This is a genomic window from Mesorhizobium sp. YL-MeA3-2017 (genome assembly GCF_030814575.1).
In the GTDB taxonomy this organism is placed as follows: domain Bacteria; phylum Pseudomonadota; class Alphaproteobacteria; order Rhizobiales; family Rhizobiaceae; genus Mesorhizobium; species Mesorhizobium terrae.
The window spans coordinates 1,728,494-1,752,400 of record NZ_JAUSVH010000001.1; the positions used below are offsets into that span (position 1 = coordinate 1,728,494).

Genomic DNA, 23,907 nt, shown 5'->3' on the forward strand with positions numbered 1-23,907 from the left:
CGAACTCCCTCTTAGTTCGGCAGCGCCTGGCGCGAACGCGCCGACTGCTCGATTGCTTCGTGCGTCACCAGCACATTGCGGGCCATGCGTTCGGAGGCGGCATCGATCATCTTGCCGTCGAGCGCGGCCGCACCCTTGCCCTGTTCTTCCGCCTCCTTCAGCACTTCGATGATGCGGCGGGCGCGAGTGACTTCCTTCTCCGGCGGCGAGAACACCGCATTGGCGAGTTCGATCTGCGAAGGATGGATGGCCCATTTGCCCTCGATGCCCAGCGCCGCCGCCCGGCGGGCGGCCGCGATGTAGCCGTCCGGATCGGAGAAATCGCCGAACGGACCGTCGATGGCGCGAAGACCGTAGGCCCGGCAGGCGACCGTCATGCGCGACAGCGCAAAATGCCATTGGTCGCCGGGATAGTCGGGATTGAGACCGCCGATATTGACCGTGCGCGCCTTGCAGCTCGCCGCATAGTCGGCGACACCGAAATGCAGCGCCTCCAGCCGGCTTCCGAAGGCGGCGATCGCCTCGACATTGGCCATGCCGAGTGCCGTCTCGATCAGGGCTTCGAGGCCGACGCGTGTCTTGTAGCCCTTGGCCATCTCGATCTGGTTGACCATCGCCTCGACCATGTAGAGATCGGCCGGCACACCGACCTTCGGCACCAGGATCGTATCCAGCCGGTCGCCGGCCTGTTCCATGATGTCGACGACGTCGCGATACATGTAGTGGGTGTCGAGGCCGTTGATGCGCACCGACACGGTCTTGCCCTTGGCGCGCCAATCGATGTCGTTCAGCGCCTCGATGATGTTCTTGCGCGCGCGCTCCTTGTCGGGCGGCGCCACGGCATCCTCGATATCGAGGAAGATGAAGTCGGCGGCGCTCGACGCCGCCTTCGTGATCATGTCCGGATTGGAACCCGGGACCGCAAGCTCGGAGCGCTGCAGCCGCAGCTTGCGCAGATGGTTGATGGTGTGGCTCATGCCGGCTCTCCCCGCGCTCTGCTCAAGCGGCCTTGGCGACGGCGACCGGCCCGGCCAGCCGGAAGTGCTCGAGCGCGGCGCCGACGCCGGAACCCGGCGCCAGCTTCACGCCACAGTCACGCAGCGCCATTTCCGCCGCCGAGAGAGCGCCGCACACCATCACCTCGTTCAACCAGCCGAGATGGCCGATGCGGAACACCTTGCCCGCCACCTTGTTCAGGCCGACGCCAAGCGACGTCTGGTACTTGTGGTATGCGCGCTTGACGACTTCCGCGCTGTCGATGCCTTCCGGCACATGGATGGCGCTCACCGTGTCGGAATGCCATTTGCGCTCCTTGGCGCAGAGCTTCAGCCCCCAGGCATCGACCGCCTTGCGCACGCCTTCCGCGAGATGGTGATGACGGGCGAAGATCGCCTCCAGCCCTTCGGCCTCGATGAGATCGAGCGAGACGCGCAGGCCGCGCAACAGTTGCGTCGCCGGCGTGTAGGGGAAAAAGCCGTTGTCGTTGTTGCGGATCATGTCATCGAAGGAGAAATAGCAGCGGCGGCCCTTTGCGGTCTTGGCCGCTTCAAGTGCCTTCTGGCTGACCGAGAGGAACCCCAGGCCGGCCGGCAGCATGAAACCTTTCTGCGAGCCCGAGACGGCGCAGTCGACGCCCCACTCGTCCTGGCGGAAATCGATCGAGCCAATCGACGAGACACCGTCGACGAAGAGCAGCGCCGGATGGTTTGCCGCATCCAACCCCTTGCGCACGCCGGCGACATCGCTGGTCACGCCGGTCGCCGTCTCGTTATGCGTGCAGAACACCGCCTTGATACGGTGCTCCTTGTCCGCCGCGAGTCGCTCCGCATAGATCTCGACCGGCACGCCGGTGCCCCATTCGGTGTCGATGACGTCGACCTCGAGGCCGAGCCGCTCGGCCATGTCGACCCACAGATGCGAGAACTGGCCGAAACGCGACATCAGCACGCGGTCGCCAGGGCTGAGCGTGTTGGTCATCGCTGATTCCCAGGCGCCGGTGCCCGACGACGGGTAGATGAAGACGCGGCCGCTTTCGTTCTTGAACACCCGCTTCAACCCGGCGAACAGGCCAAGCGTCAGCTCGGGAAAGGTCGAGGCGCGCATATCCTCCATCGGCAGGTTCATGGCCTGCCGGACCTGCTCCGGAATGTTTGTCGGCCCTGGGATGAAGAGATGCGTGAAACCAGCCATGATGATCCTCCCGATCTGTCTGCGCCAACCCTTGCCAAGGCCGGCGGGCAATTCGGCGGGCTCCGCCGTGGGAAGAATAATCTTTTCCTGCCGCGCCTCTCACAACACCTGCCAAGGTGGAACCTTCCACCATCTAGCGTCGGCACAAACCTGCCTGCCGGGTAGGCCAAGCCCCTACCCGGATAGGCCGAACGCCACCCGGAACGCCGGCGATGCGAAGACAACGAAAAACGGCGGACCAAGGCCCGCCGTTCATCATGCTCGGAAAGCGCGAGATCGCTTAATCGATGTCGAAGGACACGCCCTGCGCCAGCGGCAGTGCCTTGGAATAATTCACCGTGTTGGTAGCGCGGCGCATATAGGCCTTCCAGGCGTCCGAGCCGCTCTCGCGACCGCCGCCGGTTTCCTTCTCGCCACCGAACGCACCGCCGATTTCGGCGCCGGAGGTGCCGATATTGACGTTGGCGATGCCGCAGTCGGAACCGTCGGCGCTGAGGAAGCGTTCCGATTCCTGCAGGTCGCGCGTGAAGATCGACGACGACAGGCCCGCGCCCACCGCATTGTGCAGGTCGAGCACCTGGTCGAAGTCGGAATATTTCATCACATAGAGGATCGGCGCGAAGGTCTCTTCCAGAACCGGGCCGGCCTGCTTCGGCATCTCGACCAGCGCCGGACGCACATAATAGGCATCCTTATGGCCGTTCTCGACGCGAGCGCCGCCGGTGATCTTGCCGCCATGCTCGCCGGCTTCCTTCAGTGCCTTCTGCATGCCGTCGAACGCCATCTTGTCGATCAGCGGGCCGACCAGCGACGAGGTTTCCAGCGGATTGCCGACCGAAACGCTCTCATAAGCCTTCTTCAGGCGCGGCACGAGCTGGTCATAGACGCTCTCATGCACGAACAGGCGGCGCAGCGTGGTGCAGCGCTGGCCGGCGGTGCCCATGGCGCCGAAGGCGATGGCGCGCAGCGCCATGTCGAGATCGGCCGACGGGCAGACGATGCCGGCATTGTTGCCGCCGAGTTCAAGCACGGCGCGCGCGAAACGCTTGGCCAGCCGCGGGCCGACCTCGCGACCCATGCGGGTCGAGCCGGTGGCCGAAACCAGCGCCACCTTGGGATTGTCGACCAGCACTTCGCCGATGCCGCGCTCACCGATCAGCACCGGTGCCAGATTGGCCGGCGCATCAGTGCCGAAGCGCTTGACGGCGCGTGCGAAGATCGCCTCGCAGGCGAGCGCGGTCAGCGGCGTCTTTTCGGACGGCTTCCACACCACGGAGTCGCCGCAAACCAGCGCCAGCGCCGCGTTCCACGACCACACGGCGACCGGGAAGTTAAAGGCCGAGATGACGCCGACGACGCCGAGCGGATGCCAGGTCTCCATCATGCGGTGGCCGGGGCGCTCGGTGGCGATGGTCAGGCCGTAGAGCTGGCGCGACAGGCCGACGGCGAAATCGCAGATGTCGATCATTTCCTGCACTTCGCCCAGACCCTCGGACGGGATCTTGCCGACCTCGATCGAAACCAGGCGGCCGAGCTCGGCCTTGTGGGCGCGCAGTTCTTCACCCAGCAGCCGCACCAGTTCGCCGCGCTTCGGACCGGGCACCAGGCGCCAGGCCTTGAAGGCCTCATGCGCGGCATCGATCGCCTTGCCGGCATCGGCCGCCGAAATCTGCTTCAGCGCCGCAAGCTGCTCGCCCGTCACCGGGCTGCGCACCACCAGATCGCCGCCCGAAAGGGCTTCCTTGGCAACGCCAAGTTTCGCGAGCAGTTCGGCGGTTTCCTTCGCAATCGTCATCGTCATCCCTTTCGAATTTGTGCTGATATGGCGACAGCAGCAGCCATCCGCCACCCCGCGGCTCCTCCTGCGCGGGTCTTTGGCGTGGCATTACCCGTTTCAGGGGCAAACCGCCACCCCGGCATGGTCCAAGCCTGTGGCAGTGACGATTGATCCAGTGAAAAACGATCCGAACGAATGATCGTGCCTTCGACCTAGCTGGCCTTTTCAGCCTTGCCTTGCGCGGCTTCCGCCTTCAATCGATCGAGATGCATGCGGATGTGGGCCGCTTCCGCCGCCGTATTGGCCAGCGCGATCGCCCTGTCGAAGGCGACACGCGCCTCCTCGTTGCGGCCAAGCTGCATCAACAGCCCGCCCTTCAGCCCGAAGAAATGGAAATAGCCGGAAAGCCGCTCGGCAAGCGGTTCGATCATGGCCAGCGCTTCCTCCGGCCCGCGCACCTTGGAGACGGCGACAGCGCGGTTCAGCGTTACCACCGGCGACGGCTGCATGCGCTCGAGCAGGCCGTAGAGCAGGTCGATTTCCTGCCAGTCCGTCTCCGCTGCCTTGGCCGCGCGGGCATGCAACGCGGCGATCGCGGCCTGCACCTGATAGGGGCCGGGCTTGCGGTGGCGCAGCGCCTTGTCGACGAGAGCCAAACCTTCCTCGATCATCTTGCGGTTCCACTGCGTGCGGTCCTGGTCCTCCAGAAGCACGATTTCGCCATTGGCGTCGAAACGCGCCGGCGCCCGCGCATGCTGCAGCAGCATCAGCGCCGTCAGGCCCATCACTTCCGCCTCGGTCTGGAACAGCCGCAGCAGCAAGCGGGCAAGCCGGATCGCTTCCTCGCATAGAGGCTCGCGCGCCGGCGCTTCGCTGCTGTTGGTGGAGTAACCTTCGTTGAAGACGAGATAGACCATCGCCATGACGGCGGCCAACCGCTCGGCCCGCTCCACCGCGCCCGGCGCCTCGAACGGCACGCCGGCATCCGCGATGCGCGCCTTGGCGCGGGTGATGCGCTGTTCCATGGCGCTTTCACCGACCAGGAACGCACGCGCTATCTGTTTCACCGAAAGGCCGGAAACGATGCGCAAGGCCACCGCGATCTGCTGGGTGGACGGCAGGTCCGGGTGGCAGCAGATGAACAACAGCCTCAGGATGTCGTCCCGGTAATGCGCGCCGTCCAGCCGCTCAGCGATGTCGGCTTCCGCATCCTCCAGATCGGAAACCTGGTCCTCGTCCGGCATCGCCGTCTGCTTGCTTCGCTTGCGCACCGCGTCGATGCCGCTGTTGCGGCCGACGAAGATCAGCCAGGCGGCGGGATCGCGCGGTGGTCCGTTCTGCGGCCAACTCTTCAAGGCGCGCAGGCATGCGTCCTGGAATGCTTCCTCCGCCGTATCGAGATCGCGGAAGTAGCGCAGCAACGCCCCCATCGCCTGCGGGCGCGCGGCGCTGATGGTGTTGCTGATCCAGGCGAGATCGCTCATACGGGAACCCTTACTCTGTCGAACATGGAAATCGGCCGGATCTCGTAGGATCCGCCGCTGGGATTGACGTCCGAAAGCTCCCGCGCGAAGTCCAGCGCCTCGTCGAGATTGTCGCAATCGATCGTATAGAAGCCGAGGAACTGCTCCTTGGTCTCGGCAAACGGCCCGTCGATGACCAGCGGCTCGCCCTTGACCTTGCGCAGCGTTGTGGCGGCGGTCGTCGGCAGGAGGCGCGCCACAGGGCCGAGTTTCCCGGCCTTGACGTACTTCTCCTGCACCTTCGACAGCTTGACCATGATCTCGTCGTCCTGCTCCTTGGTCCAGGTACCGACGACGTCTTCGGAGGCATAGCAGAGGACGGCGTAGAGCATTGCAAACCCTTTCTGTGTCTAAGGACGTAAGAGTTAGGTATTTCCCGACATTGCGTCGACAAAAAATCTGAAATTTCGGCGGCGCCGCGGGCGGCGTCCGCTCAGGCCTTGCCGCGCGTCACGGGGATGACATCCACGGCCTGCACGCCGGCCTGGCCGCCGGTCGTTTTCAGCACGCCGACGATCGGCGCGACATCGCCGTAATCGCGACCGTAACCAACGGTGATATGGTCGTTGGAGGCGCGCATGCCATTGGTCGGATCGAACTCCTGCCAGCCGGCTTCCCGCCCGCACCAGACCCTGACCCAGGCATGCATGGCGTCCGCCCCCTCCAGCCGCTCCTTGCCGGGCGGCGGAATGGTGCGCAGGAAGCCGCTGACATAGCCGGCCGGGATGCCCAGCCCTCGCAGGCCGGCAATCATGACATGCGAAAAGTCCTGGCAGACGCCGCGTTTCAGCGCGAAAGCGTCGGAGGCGCGCGTCTCTACGTCGGTCGCCGTGCCGTCATAGGTGAAATCCCGCCGGATGCGGTTGCAAAGCTCGGTAGCGGTGGCGATCGCCGAGCCGCTCGCGCTCACGCGTGCATAGGCGGTGATCGCGGCATCGAGGCCGGCATAGTCGGTCCCGGTCAGGAAATGGTGCGGCGCGTCCGGTCCCAGCGAGCGCACCGATCCGATCTCCAGCGCGAGCTGGTCGACATTGGGCGAAACATCCAGGCCGGGCTCGGGCCGTGTCACCGAGACACGCGCGCTCATATGCACGTCGAGTGTCCTGTGCGCTTCGCGGAAGGCGATGGCGGTGACGTTGGAGCCGAAGAAATCGTGGAAATCCGACCGCTCGCCAGGTTTGGGCGAAAACGACAACGACGCCGCCACGATGCGCTGGGTGCCGGTAAGGTTAGCCGGAAGCACCCGCACCAGATGCCGGCCGCCGCCGGCGGCGGCCTCGTAGTCGTAGTGCAGATTGAGGCGGATGTCGTAGAGCACCGGAGTCAGCCGAAATAGGCCTTGGCGAGGCTGTTATAGAGGCCGCCGATTTCCTCCGCCAGTTCGCCGAGCGCCTGGGTCGTCATGTCGGACGGCTCCTTGATGGCGAGCGCCGTGTTGAGCCTGAGCACCTCCTTGGCCGCCGGCGACATATGGCCACCGCTGCCCTCGGTCGGCAGCAGCCCGATTTCTTCCTTTAGCCGTTCCACCTGGAAGAAGATCGAGCGCGGATTGAGCGGATCGAGCGCAAGCAGATCGATGACCGTGCGCCGACCGGCCTGGACCGGATATTGGCGGCGATGGGTCATGACGCTGTCGCCGATCTCAAGCATCATGTCGAGCGCGCCTTCCGGCGCGTCGGCGCGTGTCAGCCTGGTCAGCATGCGCGCCATCTGGATGCCGCGCTCCAGCCGCCGCCCGATTTCCAGGAAGCGCCAACCGGTGAAACGGTACATGTTTTCGTGCAGCAGGCCGGAAAAGCCGGCCAGCTTGCGCAGGATCACCGTCATGGCGCGTGTCGCGTCGTCGCCGCGCGAAACGGTGGTCTCGAACAGATGCAGCGTCTTGGACAGGTCCTTCAGCGCCAGCCAGCCATCGGGCGAAAAGCGGTCGCGGATCTGGCCGGCGCTGTAGACGGCACTGTCCAGCATATCGAGCAGGCCTTGCGGTACCGGATCGGCGACATCGATGCCGATCGGGTCGAGATAGCCGCGCAGTTCGGCAAGCAGCGGCATGGCGGGATCGGAAGTCTCGGCCAGGCGCACGTGATAGGCGCGCAGGATGCGGGCGGTGTCCTCGGCCCGCTCGATGTAGCGGCCGAGCCATGTCAGGTTTTCCGCCGCCCTGCTGGGCAGGCTGCCGGGCACGGTGCGATCGAAGCCTTCGCTTTCGCGCGGGAACAATGTCTCGCGCTCCACCGGCTTGTCGCTCACCACCCAGACGTCCGCCGCCTGGCCGCCGCGCTGCATGGCGATCGCGGTCGGGTCGAGCGAGAAACCGACACGCGCGAAACCGCCCGGCATGACCGTCCAGCCGTTCGGGGTGCGGGCCAGGTAGACGCGAAGGCTGGCCGGGCGCGGTTCCAGCCGCCCGTCGACATAGACCGGCGTGGTCGAAAGCGTCACCGCCTCCTGGCCGACGAAATCGCCGCCCTCGACCTCGATCCGCATGGCGAGCGCGGCCCGCTCCTCTTCCGACAGCGCCGCGCCCAGCACGCTGGCCCCGTCATCCTCGAAGGCCAGCCGGGTCGACAGCGCCGGTCCGATCACCATCCTGTCGAGATTGGCCAGCACATGCGCGCGCTCCGCTCCCTGTCCGCACCACCAGGTCGCGACGCTCGGCAAGAGCAATTCTTCCCCGCCAAGCTCCTTGTGGATCTGCGGCAGGAAGGCCAACAGCGCACGCGTTTCCAGAAGCCCCGTGCCAAGCCCGTTGACCGCGGTCACCGCGCCTTGCCGCACGGCTTCGACCAGCCCCGGCGTGCCGATTTGCGAATCCGGCCGCAATTCGAGCGGGTCGGCGAAAGCCGCGTCCATGCGCCGCCACAGCACGGAGATCGGCACCAGCCCCGCCACCGTGCGCACCATCAACCGGCCGTTCGAGACGGTCAGGTCCTCGCCTTCCAAAAGCATGATGCCGAGATAGCGGGCGATATAGGCATGTTCGTAATAGGTCTCGTTGAGCGGTCCCGGCGTCAGGATCGCGACGCGCCCGCGCGAGGCTGCCGCCGTGGTGTTGAGCGCATCGCGGAAACGCCGGAAGAAACCGGCCAGCCGGTGCACATGCAGTTCGCCATAGAGTTCCGACAGCGCGCGCGTCGTGGCGACCCGGTTCTCCAGCGCGAAGCCGGCCCCCGACGGCGCCTGCATGCGGTCGCCCAGCACCCACCAGCGCCCGTCCGGCCCGCGGCCGAGTTCGAAGGCGCAGAAATGCAGGTAGTGCCCGCCGGCAGGCACGGTTCCTGCCAGCGGCCGCAGATATTCCGGACTGCTGGCGATCAGGCCGGGCGGCAGCAGGCCGCCCTCCACCAGCCTGTTCGGTCCGTAGATGTCGGCGGCGATCTTTTCGAAAAGGTCGGCGCGCTGGATCAGGCCGGCGCTGATTGCCGACCACTCCTTCTCCTCGATCAGCAGCGGCACATGCGCCAGCGGCCATTCGCGCTCGTTGGCGCCGGCCTTGTCATAGACGCGATAATAGACGCCGGCATCGCGCAGATATTGGTCAGCCCTGGCAAAGCGCTTGACGAGCTTTTCGGGACCGAGCGCCTCCAGCGAAGCGATGAACGGCTTCCACAACGGTCGCGGATTGCCGGCGGCATCCACCATCTCGTCGACAACGCCGTCGATCGGCCGATAGTGCTCAAGCAGGCTGTCTGCTTGGCCTGCCGCCCCGGTTCGCTGCTGATTCCCGCTCGCCATGATCGATCTAGAACGTCGGTTGCCGCTTGAGGTCAAGCCTTGTTGGCCAAAGGGTCTTTATATGTGCTCCGGCTCATTGATGATGGGCTGGGCCTAAACGTCGGGATGACAGCTGCCTTTCATTTGTCCGGCTCCTTGTGTAAAGCGAGACCAGCAAACTCCCAAGACGGGCAAAAAGCCATGGACAAGTTCACCAAGCTCACCGGCGTTGCGGCGCCCCTGCCGATCGTCAATGTCGACACCGACATGATTATCCCCAAGGATTATCTCAAGACGATCAAGCGCACGGGCCTGGCCAAGGGACTTTTCGCCGAAATGCGCTTCAACGAGGACGGCTCGGAAAACCCCGATTTCGTGCTCAACAAGCCGGCCTACCGCAAGGCGCAGATCCTGGTCGCCGGCGACAATTTCGGTTGCGGCTCCTCGCGCGAGCATGCGCCTTGGGCGTTGCTCGACTTCGGCATCCGCTGCGTGATCTCGACCTCGTTCGCCGACATCTTCTACAACAACTGCTTCAAGAACGGCATTCTGCCGATCACGGTCAGCCAGGAAGATCTCGACAAATTGATGGACGACGCCGAACGCGGCGCCAACGCCACCCTCTCGGTCGACCTCGAAGCCAAGGAAATCCGTGGCCCGGATGGCGGCGTCGTCACCTTCGACCTCGACGATTTCAAGCGCCACTGCCTGCTCAACGGTCTCGACGACATCGGCCTGACCATGGAAAAGGCCGGCGCCATCGCCAGCTTCGAGCAGCGCAACGCCGCCGAGCGCCCCTGGGCCTGAACCGGCGTTCGTCGCCTTCCGGCAGTTTTCTGTCGGCGCTTTTCCTTGCCGGCGGCCAGGCCCCTAGCCCGGCCGCCGAGACGGACTGAGATCAGACCCCGTGATTTGGTCTGATCCGTGGCAGCGGAGCGTTCCGTTGCCGTTCAACGGGAGATGCCGTGATGGGATTGCTAACGCGATTGTCGGCCGCCGCTCTTGTCTCGGCCAGTCTTTGCGGGATGGCGATGGCGCAGCAGGCGCCGGCGACGACGGAGGCTCCCGCCGCGACAGCCAATCCGGCACCGGCGGACAATGCAGCGCCTGATGCCGGCGACAAACAGGCGCCTATCCCCTTCGAGGGCGGCAGCTTCACCGTCACCGAAACTCCCGATTCCGACAAGATCCTGGCCTTCGACGGCAAGGAAGTCGCGCGCAACTACGACGTCTTCTTCGACAAGATCGTGAAGGTGGGCGGCATCAATGTCGCCCTCTTCGCAGCCGGACCGGGCGGCAACCAGTGCGGGCCCGACACGGTGATTGCCTGGAAACCGGAGGGCGGCACGCTGCAATCGGTCACCGTCGACCAGAACGACTGCGGCGCGCCACCGACCTCCGTCGCCGACGATGCGCTCTATTTCGTCCCCTACCTGCTTCCCGGCGATTCCGGCGATGCGCTGAAGTGGACACCGCAGGATGGACTGCTGATCGCCGGTCGGCTGAGCTACACGCCGCAGCCGAACACCGGCTGGGGCGACATCGATGCCTCAAAATACCAGAACATCATCGACGCCTTCCACAATGAGGCCGTCTACAAGGCCGCCGAGAAACTGCTCGGCGATAAGATGAGCGACGTCGCGACCAGCCTGCTGGTCGGTGGCGGCACGGAAAAGACGCCGTCCGGCGCCTTCTACGCCACCGGCTGCGTGCCGCATGCGTGCGGCGGCAGCGACGGCTTCATGGCGGTCGACGCCAACAACAAGGCGCTCTATTTCGCCCAGCAGTCCGACAAGCCGGAACCGAACGCCTGGCCGCCGCTGACGGAATGGCCCAATGAGATGAAGGACGCCCTCAAGAAGGCGTTCGAACAGCCGCAGTAATCACCCTGTCAGGGGTCGATGGATCAGGAGCAGTTCAATGCGCAGATTGATTTCGACGGGTTCGCCCTTCGAAAAGACCGCGGGCTATTCGCGCGCCGTCGTCCAGGGTGACTGGTGCTTCGTCGCCGGCACCACCGGCTACGATTACACCACCATGACCATGCCAGACACGGTCGAGGCGCAGGCCCGCAACTGTCTCGAGACCATTTCCGGCGCGCTGAAACAGGGCGGCTTCGAACTGGCCGACGTCGTGCGTGCCCACTACTACATCACCGACCAGAACGACGTGGACAAGGTGTTCCCCATCCTCGGCGAATATTTCGGCGACATCCGCCCGGCCGCCACCATGGTCGTGTGCCTGCTCAACAAGCCGGAAATGAAGATCGAGGTCGAGGTCACCGCGCTGCGCCGCGGCGCCACCGGCCTGTGACGGTCAAGCGCATCGTCGCCAACATCGCCACGGCCGACACCGCCACGGCCCGGCGCTTCTACGGTGACGTTCTCGGCCTCGATCTGGTCATGGACCATGGCTGGATCGCCACCTACGGCTCGAACGAGCGCATGACGGTGCAGATCTCCTTTGCCGAACAGGGCGGCGCCGGCACGCCGGTGCCGGATATTTCCATCGAGGTCGACGATGTCGATACCGTTTTGGCCGGTATGAAGCAGGCCGGTTTTACCGTCGAATACGGCCCCATAGACGAGCCCTGGGGCGTGCGCCGTTTCTTCGTGCGCGACCCGTTCGGGCGGCTGGTCAACATCCTGGAACACCGCTGAGGTCGTTTCCATAAGCCTGGGCTGACGGCTCTCGCCAAACGCGGACTTGCGCAGACGCTGCGGCAACGCTAGCAAGACCGCGGTTCACGGCACTTTTCCAGGACGGTCTCCATGGCTTCGAAAAATCTCTTCCTCCTCCCCGGCGACGGCATCGGCCCCGAGGCCATGGCGGAAGTGAAAAAACTGATCGTCGCCATGAACGAGAAGCTCGGCTCCGGTTTCGTCACCGACGAAGGCCTGGTCGGCGGTTCGGCCTATGACGCGCATGGCGCGGCGATCTCCGATGCCGACATGGAAAAGGCGATGGCGGCGGACGCCGTGCTGTTCGGCGCCGTCGGCGGCCCGAAATGGGATAGCGTGCCTTACGAGGTTCGCCCCGAGGCCGGCCTGTTGCGCCTGCGCAAGGACATGGAACTCTTCGCCAATCTGCGCCCGGCGATCTGCTATCCCGCGCTCGCCGCCTCCTCCTCGCTCAAGCAGGAAGTGGTCGAGGGCCTCGACATCCTGATCGTGCGCGAACTGACCGGCGGCGTCTATTTCGGTGAGCCCAAGCAGATCATCGACCTCGGCAATGGCCAGAAGCGCGGCATCGACACGCAGGTCTACGACACGTTCGAGATCGAACGCATCTCGGGCGTCGCCTTCGAGCTTGCCCGCACCCGCAAGAACCATGTGACGTCGATGGAAAAGCGCAACGTCATGAAGTCGGGCGTCTTGTGGAACGAGGTCGTCACCGCCACGCACAAGGCCAAGTATTCCGACGTCAAGCTCGACCACATGCTGGCCGACGCCGGCGGCATGCAGCTGGTGCGCTGGCCCAAGCAGTTCGACGTCATCGTCACCGACAACCTGTTCGGCGACATGCTGTCTGACGTTGCCGCCATGCTGACCGGCTCGCTCGGCATGCTGCCTTCGGCGTCGCTCGGTGCACCCGATGCCCGTACGGCCAAGCGCAAGGCGCTCTACGAGCCGGTGCATGGCTCGGCCCCCGACATTGCCGGCAAGGGCATCGCCAACCCGATCGCCATGATCGCCTCCTTCGCCATGTGCCTGCGTTATTCCTTCAACATGGTCGCCGAGGCCGATCGTCTGGAGGCTGCCATCGCCGCGGTGCTCGACGACGGCCTGCGCACCAGGGACATTATGTCGGAAGGCAAGACCGAAATCGGCACCGTTGCCATGGGCGATGCCATCATCGCCAAGTTCTTCGGTTAGCCGCATGGTCTCGGGCCGCGACCCAGCCCAGCCGGTCGGCGTGCTTGCCCGGCTGGCAAGCGCGCTGGGTCGAGGCGACGAGAAGCCAAACCAGGAACTGGCCGCCGCTCTGGCCGCAAGTGGCAATGGCGACGACATAGCCGTCCTCGCGCACGCGCTGGCGACCGCAGCCAAACCGGTTCGCCACGATGCCATCAAGGTGCTCTACGAGATCGGCGCACTGCGGCCCGACCTGATCGCGCCGCACGCGCAAGCCCTCCTGACCGCACTGAAGAGCCGTGACAACCGCATCGTCTGGGGCGCCTTGACGGCGCTGGACACCTTGGCCGCGACCGCGCCGGAGTTGATTGCGGCCCATTTGCCCGACATCCTCGATGCCGCCGACCAAGGCAGCGTGATCGCCAAGGACAAGGCGGTTTCCATGCTGGCGACGCTCGCCGCCAACGGCAATTCCTTCGCCTGGGACAGGCTGCTCGCCATCCTGCGCACCAGCGCGGACAACCAGACGCCGATGTACGCCGAACAGGCGCTGCGTGCCGCCCCGATGCAAAACGTCGAGGCCCTGGCCGAAGTGGTAGGGGCACGTGCCGGCTCTATTCCGCAATCGGCCAAGCGGACCCGGCTGGAAAAAGTGCTGCGCCGGCTCGCCACGCTCAAGGCGAAGTGACACTGCGCCTGAAAAGCCCGGCCACGCCCTTCGCAGCCCGTCGGCCCGCCAGGCGCTAGCAGCCGCATAAATCATCCCGGAAAAAAACGCCGACGTTCTTGCAACCGACATTGGATACTGTAGATTGAACCGATCCAATCATTGGTTTTCCACGGAGGAGCAGCATGCCGATCAGCGCACTGGTATGGGGCGAAAACGTTCATGAGCAGACCAGCCGGGTCGTCGCCGGCCTCTATCCGCTCGGCATGCATGGCACCATCGCGGCGGCCCTCAACCAGGACAAGGACATCAAGGCCGGGACCGTCGTCCTGCAGGATCCCGAACACGGCCTGACCGAGGAACGCCTGGCCAAGACCGATGTGCTCGTCTGGTGGGGCCATGCCGCGCACGGCAAGGTCGAGGACGCCATCGTCGAACGCGTCCAGAAGCGCGTCTGGGAAGGCATGGGCCTGATCGTGCTGCATTCCGGGCATTTCTCGAAAATCTTCAAGCGGTTGATGGGCACGCCCTGCTCGCTGAAATGGCGCGAGGCCGGCGAGCGCGAGCGCATCTGGGTGGTCAACCGCAACCACCCCATCGCCAAGGGACTTGGCGAATGCATCGAACTGCCCAACGAGGAAATGTACGGCGAACCCTTCACCGTGCCGGAGCCGATGGAGACCGTTTTCGTTTCCTGGTTCGAGGGCGGCGAAGTGTTCCGCTCCGGCCTCACCTATCAACGCGGCGCCGGGCGCATCTTCTATTTCCGGCCCGGCCACGAGACCTATCCCACCTACCATCATCCCGACGTGCACACGGTGCTGCGCAACGCCGTGCATTGGGCCCACAATCCGATGCCCGCCTGGACGGCGGTGACGGACGCACCGAATGTGCCGATTTCGGCCGCCAGGGAACCGCTGGTGGAGAAGGGGCCGAAACTGCACAAGGATGGCGAAGAGGGCCTGCGCTGATGCGCCGCCTGCTCCTGCTCGGCACCGGCGGCATTGCCGGCCAGCACATGGAAGAGTTCGGCCAGCTGTCGGAATGCCGGATCGTCGCCTGCGCCGACGCCCTGCCCGGCCGTGCCGCCGCTTACGCGGAAAAGAACGGCATCGCCCACGCCTTCGATGGCCTGGACGCAGCCCTTGCCTGGGGCGAGTTCGACGCCGCCATCAACGCCACCCCGGACGGCGTCCACAAGGACACCACGCTGCAGCTGATCGCCGCCGGCAAGCATGTGTTCTGCGAGAAACCGCTGGCGCCCAACCATGCCGACGCGCTGGAGATGACGGAAGCGGCCGAGCGCGCCGGCCTCGTCAACATGGTCAACCTCACCTATCGCAACTCGCCCGCCCTGCAGCTGGCCCGCCAGATGGTCGAGGCCGGCGAGCTCGGCGACCTGCGCCATGTCGAGGCGAGCTACCGGCAGAGCTGGCTGGTCGGCAAGGCCTGGGGCGATTGGCGCACCATGGACCAGTGGCTGTGGCGACTGTCGAGCGAACACGGCTCGACCGGTGTATTGGGCGATGTCGGCATCCACATTCTCGACTTCGCCACCTATGGCGCCGCCGACGGCATCGCCAGCCTCAATGCCGAACTGGTCACCTTCCCGAAGGCCGAGGGCGACCGGATCGGCAAATACCGGCTCGACGCCAATGACAGCGTGGCGATGACCGCGCGCTTCGGTTCGGGCGCGCTGGCCACCATCCTGGCCACCCGCTACGCCACCGGCCACCTCAACGATCTGGAACTCAAGCTGCACGGCACCAAGGGTGCGCTGTGGGTCGAGACCAATGGCAAGACCTCGTCGCTCAAGGGTTGTTTCGGCAAGGATATCGACGACGCCGTCTGGCGTGACATCGCCCTTAAGGAGACCAGGCGCAACGCCCGCCGCTTCATCGATGCGCTCACTTCCGGCATCAACGGCGACCCGTCCTTTCGCCGCGCCGCCGACATGCAGAAGCTGATCGACGCAGCCTTTGTGAGCAGTGCCGACAAGCAACCGGTCGCGATCGGTTGATCTCGCCATATGGCGGCGAAACGACGCCATCCGATGTGATGACACACGCGGGTCGGCGCCTGTCGGCTAAGAAATAATCCTGTCTATCCAATGCCTTGGTCGAACAGATCAGGAAAATTCATCGAAATCGAACTCACACCCTTTCGGCCTGCCGCATCCTTGCGCCTGAAAGCCGTCCTCAAGGGAACCTGGTGCGCACCGGGTATCAGGGAGGACGTCGGTGCCGGACTGGCAGCGCTAACGGTGGCGCTGTCTGGTGACGAGCCCTAAGTCCGGGCCCTGGAAAAACCCGGCCGCCGAAAATGGCGGCTTGAGGCCCGAAGTCTGCCGTCGCGAAGGACGGCGAGGTCGGTCCGGGGCAAGAACACCGGGCGGGGCGCCTGTGAGGCGCCACGTACTATTACAGAGAGGCACCGACCAGGCGCCCCGCTTTCCCACCTCCCTCAAGGGGAGTGCTCTTTGACAAAAGCCAGGGCGGTCTTCCGCAGCGTGGCAATGAAGACGCTTGGCATCCGGGAAGGACGCACCCTTTTAACCCTCCCCGCGAATGGGGGAGGGCAAAGTTGCCTCAGTTCAGAAAAACGCCTGCAGGCCGGTCTGGGCTCGGCCGAGGATCAGCGCATGCACGTCATGCGCGCCCTCATAGGTGTTGACCGTCTCCAGGTTCTGCGCGTGGCGCATGACATGGTAGCCGATCTGGATGCCGTTGCCGCCATGCATGTCGCGGGCCATGCGGGCGATGTCGAGCGCCTTGCCGCAATTGTTGCGCTTGACGATCGAGATCATCTCCGGCGCCATCTTGCCGGCGTCCATCAGGCGGCCGACGCGCAACGAACCCTGCAGGCCGAGCGCGATGTCGGTCTGCATGTCGGCGAGCTTCTTCTGGTAGAGCTGCATGCCGGCCAGCGGCTTGCCGAACTGCTTGCGGTCGAGCCCATACTGGCGGGCACGATGCCAGCAATCCTCGGCCGCGCCCAGCGCGCCCCAGGAAATGCCAAAGCGGGCGCGGTTGAGGCAGCCGAACGGACCCTTGAGGCCGGCGACATTCGGCAGCAACGCGTCCTCGCCGACCTCGACGCCTTCCATGACGATCTCGCCGGTGATCGAGGCGCGCAGGCTCAGCTTGCCGCCGATCTTCGGCGCCGACAGGCCCTTCATGCCCTTTTCCAGCACAAAACCGCGGATCTGGTTGTCATGCGCGGCGGACTTCGCCCACACCACGAACACGTCGGCGATCGGCGCGTTGGAAATCCACATCTTCGAACCGGAAATGCGGTAGCCGCCAGGCGTCTTCTCGGCGCGGGTCTTCATGCCGCCCGGGTCCGAGCCGGCGTCCGGCTCGGTCAGGCCGAAGCAGCCGATCCATTCGCCGGAGGCGAGCTTCGGCAGGTACTTCTTGCGTTGCTCCTCCGAGCCATAGGCGTGGATGGGATACATGACCAGCGACGACTGCACGCTCATCATCGAGCGATAGCCGCTGTCGACACGCTCGACCTCGCGGGCGACCAGCCCATAGGTGACGTAGTTGGCGCCGAGACCGCCATATTCTTCCGGAACGGTGATGCCGAGCAGGCCGGCTTCGCCCATTTCGCGGAAGATCGCCGGGTCGGTCGTCTCGTTCATATAGGCGTCTTCGATGCGCGGCATCAGCTTGTCGGCAGCGAACGCGGCCGCGCCGTCGCGGATCATGCGCTCGTCCTCGGACAGCTGGTCGTCGAGCAGGAACGGATCGTCCCAGACAAAGGCGTTCTTGTCGGCGGCCATGGCATATCTCTCCCGGATTGCGCGGAACGTCCGGCTTATCGGCCCCCGCCCCGCAAAAATCAAATGAAATTGCCACCGCGATCAATGACGATTAGTAATGGATCATGAGCGTGCAACGTCGCCTTCTGCCGGCCACCGGCGCCCTCGCCGCCTTCGAGGCGGTGGCACGGCTCGGCTCGTTCACCGCCGCGGCACAGGAACTGGCGTTGACGCAGGGCGCCATCAGCCGGCAGATCAAGCAGTTGGAGGATCAGTTCGGCAAACGGCTGATCGAGCGCGACAGCCGCAACGTCCGGCTCTCGCCGGAGGGCGAGATCTATGCCGAGACGGTGCGCGCGGCACTTGGCCAATTGCGCGAGGCGGCCCTCGGATTGATGAGCAATCGGCATGGAGGGGTCCTGAACCTTGCCATCCTGCCCACATTCGGCACGCGCTGGCTGATGCCGCTGATCCCCGATTTCGTCGAAAAGAACCCGGACATCACCATCAACTTCGCCACCCGCATCGGCCGGTTCGACTTCTCCCGCGAGCGGCTGGACGCCGCCATCCATGTCGGCCAGCCGGACTGGCCGGGCGCCACCTCGACCCTTCTGATGCGCGAGGAGGTGGCGCCGGTCGCCGCGCCCGAATTCCTGGAAGCAAACGCCGTTGCCGCGCCGCGCGACCTCGGCCGCCTGCCGCTCCTGCACATGGCCTCGCGCCCCGGCGGCTGGGCGGAATGGTTCGAGCATCAGGGGCTGGCGGCGCCGACCGGCCCCGGCATGCAGTTCGAGCAGTTCTCGACGGCCGCCCAGGCCTGCATCGCCGGCCTCGGCATCGCCCTGTTGCCGCTGTTCCTGATCGCCGGCGAATTGCAGCGCGGCCAGTTGGTGCCGGCACCGGGTGGCCCGATGCAAAGCCGCAGCGCCTATTACCTGGTGGTGCCGGACGAAAAGCGGCTCTACCCGCCGGTCGCCAGTTTCCGCAGCTGGCTGCTCGCCAAGCTGCCGCAGACAGACTGACGGGGCGGTCGAGCAATGACGGACGCGATCGCTCTGGATATCGACGACCTGCGCGCGGTCACCGCCTATGCTGCCGAAAACGCGGCGGGCGTGCTGGCTATCTTCGAAGCATCGCATCCTTCGGATACCCGTCCGCGCGACGCCATCGCGGTCGCCCGGGCTTTCGCGCAAGGCGGCAAGCGCGGCAAGGCGTTGCGCGACGCCGCCTGGGCCGCGCTCGAGGCCGCCGGGCAAGCCGACGATGCGGCGGCAAACCAGGCGGCACGGGCGGCGATGAGCGCATGCGGGGCGGCCTATCTTCACCCGCTGGCCCGCGCCACGCAGGTCCGGCACATTCTCGGCGCCGCCGCCCACGCGACCCACGCCGCCGAACTGGCGGCCGGTGCGGCGCCGGATGCTGGCGCCGACCATCTGGAGCAGGCCGCTCGGCTAGCCAGCCCAAGGGTGATCGAGGTGTTATGCCGCTATCCCCCAGCACCGCCCGGCGGCGGGCGTGTCGGAGAATTGCTGCGCGCGCTGGACCGCAGGCTTCGTGGCACGGCACTGGCCGGCGAGGCAGGCGAAAGCTGAGGTCGGCCCGCAACACCCTTTCTGCCTTCTCCCCTTGCGGGAGAAGGGACGCTCCAGACGCCTTAGACCATCGTCGCTAGCGCCTCGAAGAAGGCGACGTTTTCGTGGTCGAGCGGATCGTCGACCGGTTCCGGCTGCGACGACATCTTGACGATGACGACCTCGCTCGCCGGATCGACGAACAGCCACTGGCCGTGGATGCCGATGCCGCAATAGGAACCCTTGCCGCTCTGGTACCATTTGTTGCGATAGCGTCCCTCAGGGAACAGCTGCGCCATGTCGCCCCGCTTCCAGGCATCCTGGCTGCCGGCTGTCGTCGTGTCGCGAACCCATGCCTCCGACACCACGCGCGTGCCATTGGCGAGACCGCCCTGGCGCATCATCTCGCCGATGCGGGCGAGATCGCGCGGCGTCAGCGAAATGCCGCCGGCGGTGCGGGCCGCGCCAAGACGATCGACGGTGATCGCGCCTTCGCCGCAGGCGCCAAGCGGTGCCCAGAGTTTCTCGCGCAGCAATTCCGGCACGCGCAGGCCGGAAGCGCGCTCGACCAGCATGCCGAGCAGGTCGGAGTTCGGCGAGCGGTAGCGGAACACTTCGCCATGCGGCCCAGGCAGGCGCTTGATCGACAGGAGGAATTCTTCCAGCCCTTCCTCGCCGCCGCCCGGGTTCCACAGCGTCGCCCGGCGATAGCGGGCGAAGGCGCTCTCGGGATCGAGATAGGCTTCCTCGAAGTCGAGGCTGACCGTCATGTCGAGCACGTGGCGGACCGTGGCGTCGCCATAGGCCGACCCGACCGCTTCGGGAATATAGGTGGTGACCGGCGCTTCCAGATCGAGGCGGCCTTCGCCTCCCAGGATGCCGGCGAGGATCGCGGTCAGCGATTTGCTGATCGAAAAGACGAGATGACGATTGCCGAACGCCATATGCGGCGCGAACCAGTCGCCGACGAATCTACCGCCCTTCATGACGGTGAGCGCATCGGCATGCGAACGCGCCAGAAAGCCCGCCACGGTTTCGCTGCCCTCGGCCAGCGCGACCGTTTCGCCAAGCAGACCGCTCATATCGGCTGCCGCCGTCTCGCCGGCCGCCGGGCCAGCTTCGATGCGCGCGCTGGGCACCAGTTCGCCGACATTCTGGAACGCCCAGCGGTTGAACGGCGTCGTGCGCCAGTTTGCCAGGCCTACGTCGCTGCGGCGAAAGCCGAATTTGTCCTCGAATGCGGTTGGGTTGGTCACGTCCTGTCCTTCCTGGGTAGTGCACGCAGCGCGGGAACCTTGGCGGCCACACCGGCTCTGCATCGATTGATCTATTCGGCGGCCGAGCCCAGCTCCGTCGCGATTGCCGCGATCGCCTTCAGCGTCGCCACCGCATAGGGTGTGTTGGAGAAGTCCGGAAAGGACGACAGCTTCACCGTCACCATCCGGTTGTTCCAGTCCACATGGATGAGCTGCCCGAAGACACCACGGCACATGAGCGCGCGCGAACGCGGATCCTGGATCCAGAACTGGTTGCGGTAGCTGCCTTCCGGCAGGCTCTCGGAAAACTGCGTGCCATGCACGCCGTTCCTGGTCGCCTCGATCCAGTCGGCGGGCACGATGCCGGCACCGTTGTCGAGGATCATCTGGCCGAAACGTGCATAGTCACGAAGCGTCGCGTTGAAACCGCCGTCGGCCAGCGCGTAGCCGGCGCTGTCCACGGTGAAACAAGCGCTTTCCTCTGCGCCAAGCTTCTGCCAGAGCTCTCCGGAAACAAGCTCGGCCAGCCTGCGCCCGGTCACGCGTTCCATGACGAAGGCCAGCACATCCGTCTCGATTGACCGATATTCAAAGGCTGCGCCGTGTGGCCGGGTGGTTTCCTTCAGCCGCAGGATGAGTTCCCACACATGGGCCGGCCACGGGAAAGAGGGATCGCTATCGGGCGGCGCAGGTTTCCAGCCGGAAGCGACGTCAACCTGACCGATATCGGAATAGCGATCGGTATAGGCTTCCGAAAACTTAACGCCGGTCGTCATGTCCAGCACGTGCTGGACCGTCGCGCCTGCCCAGCCAGTTTCTGCAAGTTCAGGAAGATAGGCCGTCACAGGTTTTGCCGGATCGATCAGACCCCGGCCGACAAGGATGCCGCAGACCGCAGCCGTAACCGATTTCGCCATCGACTGCGACAGATGCAACGAACGCGGTGTCATGCCGTTGAAATAACGTTCATAGGCGACCGTGCCGTCCTTCAGCACCAGGAAGCCGTCGGTATAGGTCTCGTCGAGAAGGCCGGCGAGCGTTGAGGGACGGCCAAGACTGTCGGTCACAGCCAGCGCATCGAGATTGGTCTCGGCGCGCGGCAATTCGCTTGCCGGGCCAGTGCCACGCCAAACCTCCACGGTCGGCACGATCTGGCGCATGTTCTGGAAGGCCCAGCGGTTCCAGGGCGCCCTGTCCCAGTCAAGCCGGGGTGGCACCAAGATCGGCGGTGTCCCCTGCATGATCGGTGGATGCGGATCGCTGTTGCGGTAGGGCTGCATGAGAAGCGCCTCCTGCGACATTCTCTAAACTTGTCGTTCAATGGCCGGTGCCGACTATGCTCGTCAGCGCCGGGCAGGTCGTCCGGCGGCTATTGCCGCCGGACGACAGGACCACTTACTTGCGCAGTTCGGTCCAGATCTTCTTGTAGAGCGCGTCGGCTTCTTCCGAGCACATCAACGCCATCGTGCCGTGCGGCTTGGCCTCGGCCGGCACCACGATCTCGGGCGCGTCGCGCATCTCGGCCGGCATGAACTTCTCCGAGCCGGCAACGCCATTGGCGTAGCGGTGATAGGCGGAAAGCCCTGCGGCAACTTCCGGGTCCATGATGAAGTTCTGGAACAGCTTGGCGTTCTCGACGTTCTTGGCGTCCTTCAGGACGACCACGTTGTCGGACCAGTAGGTGAAGCCTTCCTTCGGATAGCCGTAGTGGATCTGCGGATGCGCCAGGCGCATGCGCAGGCCGGCGCCGTTCCATGTGGTCGAGCCCTTGAAGTCGCCGGCGCCCATCTTGTCGATGGCGCCATATTCCATGGCGATCCAGTTCGGCTTGGCCGCCACCAGAAGGTCGCGCACCTTCTTCAGCACTTCCTTGTCGGCCGTGCACTGCTCGCCGCCGACATAGCGGATGGCGGCGGTCATCACGTCCTTCATTTCCGGAACGACGTTAACCTTGCCCTTCAGCTCGTCCGGCGTCTTGAAGACGATGTCCCAGGTGTTGATGTCGCCCTTGTAGGTGTCGCTGTTGACGACGATACCGACCGTGCCCCAGGCCCATGGCACCGAATATTTGCGGGCGGGGTCGAAATCGGGATTGGCCCATTCCGGGGCGATGTTCTTGAAATTCTCCATGCCGCCCGGATTGGTTTCCAAGAGCAGGCCTTCCTGGATCCAGATCGGCAGATGCGTCTGCGACGGCACCGCGATGTCGAAACCGGAACCGCCCTGGCGCACCTTGGCGAGCGCGGTGTCGTTGGAATCGTAGTCGGTGATGGTGACCTTGACCTTGTACTTTTCCTCGAACTTCTTGATCACGTCGGGGTTGGTGTAGTTGCCCCAATTGTAGATGTTGAGCTCGCCCTCGGCGCGGGCGAAGCCGGTCGCGGCAACGAGCGCCAATGCCGCCGTCGCGGCGAACAATCTCGAATTCATGGCAGGGCTCCTTTTTCTTGGTTGCGGTGTTTTCTGCCTGCTTCGGGCAAAAGGGGTGTGACAACCGGGACCGATTTCATCGGTCCCGGGTTCGTCATGTCGGGTAGGCTGGCTGCGAAGCTTACTTCTGCAGCTCGGTCCAGATCTTCGAGTAGATGTCCTGGATTTCCGGCGCGCAGAGGTGCTGCAGTTCGCCCAGCGACTTCACGTCGGCCGGGATGTTGACTTCCGGCGCGTCCTTCATGTCGGCGGGCATGAACTTCTCCGAACCGGCAATGCCGTTGGCATAGCGGTGGAAGGCCGAGTTCAGCGCCGCGTTTTCCGGATCCATCATGAAGTTCTGGAACAGCTTGGCGTTCTCGACGTTCTTGGCTTCCTTCAGAACGACGACGTTGTCGCTCCACAGGCCGTAGCCTTCCTTCGGATAGTTGTAGTGGATGGCCGGGTTGGCCAGCCGCTGGCGCAGCGCCGAGCCGTTCCAGTCGCTGGTGGCCTTGAAGTCGCCGGCGCCCATCTTCTCGATGGTGTTGTATTCCATCGCGATCCAGTTCGGCTTGGCGGCGACGAGCGTGTCGCGCACCTTCTTCAGCACCGCCTTGTCGTCGGTGCACTGCTTGCCGCCGACATATTTGATGGCGGCGAAGATGACGTCGTTCATCTCGGGAACGACATTGACCTTGCCCTTCAGCTCGTCAGGCGTGTTGAAGACGATGCCCCAGCTGTTGGCCGGGCCCTTGTAGGCGTCGGTGTTGACGACCACGCCGATCGTGCCCCAGGCCCATGGCACGGTGTATTTGCGGCCGGGATCGAAATCGGGATTGGCCCATTCCGGCGCCACGTTCTTGAAGTTCGCCATCTTGCCGGGATCGGTCTCCTGGATGAGACCTTCCTTGATCCAGATCGGGATGAAGGTCTGCGAGGGGATGGCGATGTCGAAACCGGTGCCGCCCTGACGCACCTTGGCGAGTGCGGTGTCGTTGGAATCGTAGTCGGTGACGGTGACCTTGACGTTGTACTGCTTCTCGAACTTCTTGATCATGTCGGGGCTGATGTAATTGCCCCAGTTGTAGATGTTGAGCGCGCCCTCGGCGCGGGCGAGGCCCGTCGAGGCCATCAGCGCCAGCCCGACGGCTGTCGCGGTTGTCTTCCAGTTCATTTCAGT

22 protein-coding genes are annotated in these 23,907 nt (G+C 64.9%); 10 read left to right on the top strand and 12 right to left on the bottom strand.

All coding sequences use genetic code 11. The features are described from left to right. Nucleotides 1-11: 11 nt before the first annotated feature. From QFZ88_RS08090 to QFZ88_RS08120, 7 genes are all read right to left on the bottom strand, one after another. The gene (locus QFZ88_RS08090; protein ID WP_024925734.1) at nucleotides 12-977 is read right to left on the bottom strand and encodes an HpcH/HpaI aldolase/citrate lyase family protein; all 966 of its coding nucleotides are present in this window, start codon (nucleotides 975-977) and stop codon (nucleotides 12-14) included. Nucleotides 978-999: 22 nt separating this feature from the next. Further along, entirely contained in the window at nucleotides 1,000-2,190 is a 1,191-nt protein-coding gene (locus tag QFZ88_RS08095; protein WP_024925735.1) for an aminotransferase class V-fold PLP-dependent enzyme, read from the bottom strand. Between the two features lie 280 nt (nucleotides 2,191-2,470). Continuing rightward, nucleotides 2,471-3,985: an aldehyde dehydrogenase family protein gene (locus QFZ88_RS08100; protein ID WP_024925736.1), complete on the bottom strand. Its 1,515-nt coding sequence runs from the start codon at nucleotides 3,983-3,985 to the stop codon at nucleotides 2,471-2,473. Nucleotides 3,986-4,179: 194 nt separating this feature from the next. Then, nucleotides 4,180-5,451, bottom strand: a complete 1,272-nt coding sequence (locus QFZ88_RS08105; protein ID WP_024925737.1) for an RNA polymerase sigma factor — start codon at nucleotides 5,449-5,451, stop codon at nucleotides 4,180-4,182. Next, on the bottom strand, nucleotides 5,448-5,822 hold the full coding sequence (locus tag QFZ88_RS08110; protein WP_024925738.1) for a YciI family protein: 375 nt from the start codon (nucleotides 5,820-5,822) through the stop codon (nucleotides 5,448-5,450). The genes QFZ88_RS08105 and QFZ88_RS08110 overlap by 4 nt, the downstream gene beginning before the upstream one ends. A 101-nt stretch (nucleotides 5,823-5,923) precedes the next feature. Continuing rightward, nucleotides 5,924-6,808, bottom strand: a complete 885-nt coding sequence (locus QFZ88_RS08115; RefSeq protein ID WP_024925739.1) for a transglutaminase family protein — start codon at nucleotides 6,806-6,808, stop codon at nucleotides 5,924-5,926. Between the two features lie 5 nt (nucleotides 6,809-6,813). Further along, nucleotides 6,814-9,225 carry a circularly permuted type 2 ATP-grasp protein gene (locus QFZ88_RS08120; RefSeq protein WP_024925740.1) on the bottom strand — a complete coding sequence of 804 codons (2,412 nt, stop codon included), beginning with the start codon at nucleotides 9,223-9,225 and terminating at the stop codon, nucleotides 6,814-6,816. A 180-nt stretch (nucleotides 9,226-9,405) separates the two neighbouring features. Between QFZ88_RS08120 and leuD the strand changes: the two genes are divergently transcribed. The 8 genes from leuD (at nucleotide 9,406) to QFZ88_RS08160 (ending at nucleotide 15,745) form a co-directional block, all read left to right on the top strand. Continuing rightward, the gene (leuD, locus tag QFZ88_RS08125; protein WP_024925741.1) at nucleotides 9,406-10,011 is read left to right on the top strand and encodes a 3-isopropylmalate dehydratase small subunit; all 606 of its coding nucleotides are present in this window, start codon (nucleotides 9,406-9,408) and stop codon (nucleotides 10,009-10,011) included. A 161-nt stretch (nucleotides 10,012-10,172) separates the two neighbouring features. Further along, complete coding sequence (locus QFZ88_RS08130; protein ID WP_051504767.1) at nucleotides 10,173-11,087, top strand: hypothetical protein; 915 nt, start codon at nucleotides 10,173-10,175, stop codon at nucleotides 11,085-11,087. A 37-nt stretch (nucleotides 11,088-11,124) separates the two neighbouring features. Further along, entirely contained in the window at nucleotides 11,125-11,517 is a 393-nt protein-coding gene (locus tag QFZ88_RS08135; RefSeq protein ID WP_024925743.1) for a RidA family protein, read from the top strand. Beyond that, nucleotides 11,514-11,864: a glyoxalase superfamily protein gene (locus tag QFZ88_RS08140; protein ID WP_024925744.1), complete on the top strand. Its 351-nt coding sequence runs from the start codon at nucleotides 11,514-11,516 to the stop codon at nucleotides 11,862-11,864. Before QFZ88_RS08135 ends, QFZ88_RS08140 begins: the two co-directional genes overlap by 4 nt. 111 nt (nucleotides 11,865-11,975) lie before the next feature. Continuing rightward, nucleotides 11,976-13,079, top strand: coding sequence for a 3-isopropylmalate dehydrogenase (leuB, locus tag QFZ88_RS08145; protein WP_024925745.1), 1,104 nt, complete (start codon nucleotides 11,976-11,978; stop codon nucleotides 13,077-13,079). 4 nt (nucleotides 13,080-13,083) lie between these two features. Continuing rightward, complete coding sequence (locus tag QFZ88_RS08150) at nucleotides 13,084-13,746, top strand: hypothetical protein (RefSeq protein ID WP_024925746.1); 663 nt, start codon at nucleotides 13,084-13,086, stop codon at nucleotides 13,744-13,746. A gap of 164 nt (nucleotides 13,747-13,910) precedes the next feature. Beyond that, nucleotides 13,911-14,696, top strand: coding sequence for a ThuA domain-containing protein (locus tag QFZ88_RS08155; RefSeq protein WP_024925747.1), 786 nt, complete (start codon nucleotides 13,911-13,913; stop codon nucleotides 14,694-14,696). Further along, nucleotides 14,696-15,745, top strand: coding sequence for a Gfo/Idh/MocA family protein (locus tag QFZ88_RS08160; protein ID WP_024925748.1), 1,050 nt, complete (start codon nucleotides 14,696-14,698; stop codon nucleotides 15,743-15,745). The genes QFZ88_RS08155 and QFZ88_RS08160 overlap by 1 nt, the downstream gene beginning before the upstream one ends. Before the next feature lie 573 nt (nucleotides 15,746-16,318). On the opposite strand, the gene QFZ88_RS08165 is transcribed toward QFZ88_RS08160, so the two are convergent. After that, nucleotides 16,319-17,509, bottom strand: coding sequence for an acyl-CoA dehydrogenase (locus QFZ88_RS08165; protein ID WP_024925749.1), 1,191 nt, complete (start codon nucleotides 17,507-17,509; stop codon nucleotides 16,319-16,321). 104 nt (nucleotides 17,510-17,613) lie between these two features. Here QFZ88_RS08165 and QFZ88_RS08170 point away from each other — a divergent pair, with 104 nt between their 5' ends. Together QFZ88_RS08170 and QFZ88_RS08175 are read left to right on the top strand one after the other, a co-directional pair. Then, a complete protein-coding gene (locus QFZ88_RS08170; protein ID WP_024925750.1) occupies nucleotides 17,614-18,510 on the top strand; it encodes a LysR family transcriptional regulator in 897 nt (298 codons plus the stop codon). Nucleotides 18,511-18,525: 15 nt separating this feature from the next. Continuing rightward, on the top strand, nucleotides 18,526-19,080 hold the full coding sequence (locus tag QFZ88_RS08175) for a putative immunity protein (RefSeq protein ID WP_024925751.1): 555 nt from the start codon (nucleotides 18,526-18,528) through the stop codon (nucleotides 19,078-19,080). Nucleotides 19,081-19,142: 62 nt separating this feature from the next. Here the strand turns inward: QFZ88_RS08175 and QFZ88_RS08180 are convergent, their stop codons facing one another. From QFZ88_RS08180 to QFZ88_RS08195, 4 genes are all read right to left on the bottom strand, one after another. Continuing rightward, a complete protein-coding gene (locus tag QFZ88_RS08180) occupies nucleotides 19,143-20,315 on the bottom strand; it encodes a serine hydrolase domain-containing protein (protein WP_024925752.1) in 1,173 nt (390 codons plus the stop codon). Between the two features lie 71 nt (nucleotides 20,316-20,386). Beyond that, a complete protein-coding gene (locus tag QFZ88_RS08185; protein WP_024925753.1) occupies nucleotides 20,387-21,595 on the bottom strand; it encodes a serine hydrolase domain-containing protein in 1,209 nt (402 codons plus the stop codon). Nucleotides 21,596-21,710: 115 nt separating this feature from the next. Beyond that, nucleotides 21,711-22,745 carry an extracellular solute-binding protein gene (locus tag QFZ88_RS08190; RefSeq protein ID WP_024925754.1) on the bottom strand — a complete coding sequence of 345 codons (1,035 nt, stop codon included), beginning with the start codon at nucleotides 22,743-22,745 and terminating at the stop codon, nucleotides 21,711-21,713. Between the two features lie 121 nt (nucleotides 22,746-22,866). Then, nucleotides 22,867-23,901 carry an extracellular solute-binding protein gene (locus QFZ88_RS08195; RefSeq protein WP_024925755.1) on the bottom strand — a complete coding sequence of 345 codons (1,035 nt, stop codon included), beginning with the start codon at nucleotides 23,899-23,901 and terminating at the stop codon, nucleotides 22,867-22,869. Nucleotides 23,902-23,907 lie beyond the last annotated feature (6 nt).

Excerpts from the sequence above, each read along its gene's own strand:
- QFZ88_RS08090 (WP_024925734.1), bottom strand. The coding sequence starts at position 977 with ATGAGCCACACCATCAACCATCTGCGCAAGCTGCGGCTGCAGCGCTCC.
- QFZ88_RS08135 (WP_024925743.1), top strand. The coding sequence starts at position 11,125 with ATGCGCAGATTGATTTCGACGGGTTCGCCCTTCGAAAAGACCGCGGGC.
- QFZ88_RS08100 (WP_024925736.1), bottom strand. The coding sequence starts at position 3,985 with ATGACGATTGCGAAGGAAACCGCCGAACTGCTCGCGAAACTTGGCGTT.
- QFZ88_RS08120 (WP_024925740.1), bottom strand. The coding sequence starts at position 9,225 with ATGGCGAGCGGGAATCAGCAGCGAACCGGGGCGGCAGGCCAAGCAGAC.
- QFZ88_RS08105 (WP_024925737.1), bottom strand. The coding sequence starts at position 5,451 with ATGAGCGATCTCGCCTGGATCAGCAACACCATCAGCGCCGCGCGCCCG.
- QFZ88_RS08175 (WP_024925751.1), top strand. The coding sequence starts at position 18,526 with ATGACGGACGCGATCGCTCTGGATATCGACGACCTGCGCGCGGTCACC.
- QFZ88_RS08190 (WP_024925754.1), bottom strand. The coding sequence starts at position 22,745 with ATGAATTCGAGATTGTTCGCCGCGACGGCGGCATTGGCGCTCGTTGCC.
- leuB (WP_024925745.1), top strand. The coding sequence starts at position 11,976 with ATGGCTTCGAAAAATCTCTTCCTCCTCCCCGGCGACGGCATCGGCCCC.
- QFZ88_RS08195 (WP_024925755.1), bottom strand. The coding sequence starts at position 23,901 with ATGAACTGGAAGACAACCGCGACAGCCGTCGGGCTGGCGCTGATGGCC.
- QFZ88_RS08160 (WP_024925748.1), top strand. The coding sequence starts at position 14,696 with ATGCGCCGCCTGCTCCTGCTCGGCACCGGCGGCATTGCCGGCCAGCAC.
- QFZ88_RS08110 (WP_024925738.1), bottom strand. The coding sequence starts at position 5,822 with ATGCTCTACGCCGTCCTCTGCTATGCCTCCGAAGACGTCGTCGGTACC.
- leuD (WP_024925741.1), top strand. The coding sequence starts at position 9,406 with ATGGACAAGTTCACCAAGCTCACCGGCGTTGCGGCGCCCCTGCCGATC.
- QFZ88_RS08165 (WP_024925749.1), bottom strand. The coding sequence starts at position 17,509 with ATGGCCGCCGACAAGAACGCCTTTGTCTGGGACGATCCGTTCCTGCTC.
- QFZ88_RS08150 (WP_024925746.1), top strand. The coding sequence starts at position 13,084 with ATGGTCTCGGGCCGCGACCCAGCCCAGCCGGTCGGCGTGCTTGCCCGG.
- QFZ88_RS08155 (WP_024925747.1), top strand. The coding sequence starts at position 13,911 with ATGCCGATCAGCGCACTGGTATGGGGCGAAAACGTTCATGAGCAGACC.
- QFZ88_RS08095 (WP_024925735.1), bottom strand. The coding sequence starts at position 2,190 with ATGGCTGGTTTCACGCATCTCTTCATCCCAGGGCCGACAAACATTCCG.
- QFZ88_RS08185 (WP_024925753.1), bottom strand. The coding sequence starts at position 21,595 with ATGCAGCCCTACCGCAACAGCGATCCGCATCCACCGATCATGCAGGGG.
- QFZ88_RS08130 (WP_051504767.1), top strand. The coding sequence starts at position 10,173 with ATGGGATTGCTAACGCGATTGTCGGCCGCCGCTCTTGTCTCGGCCAGT.
- QFZ88_RS08170 (WP_024925750.1), top strand. The coding sequence starts at position 17,614 with ATGAGCGTGCAACGTCGCCTTCTGCCGGCCACCGGCGCCCTCGCCGCC.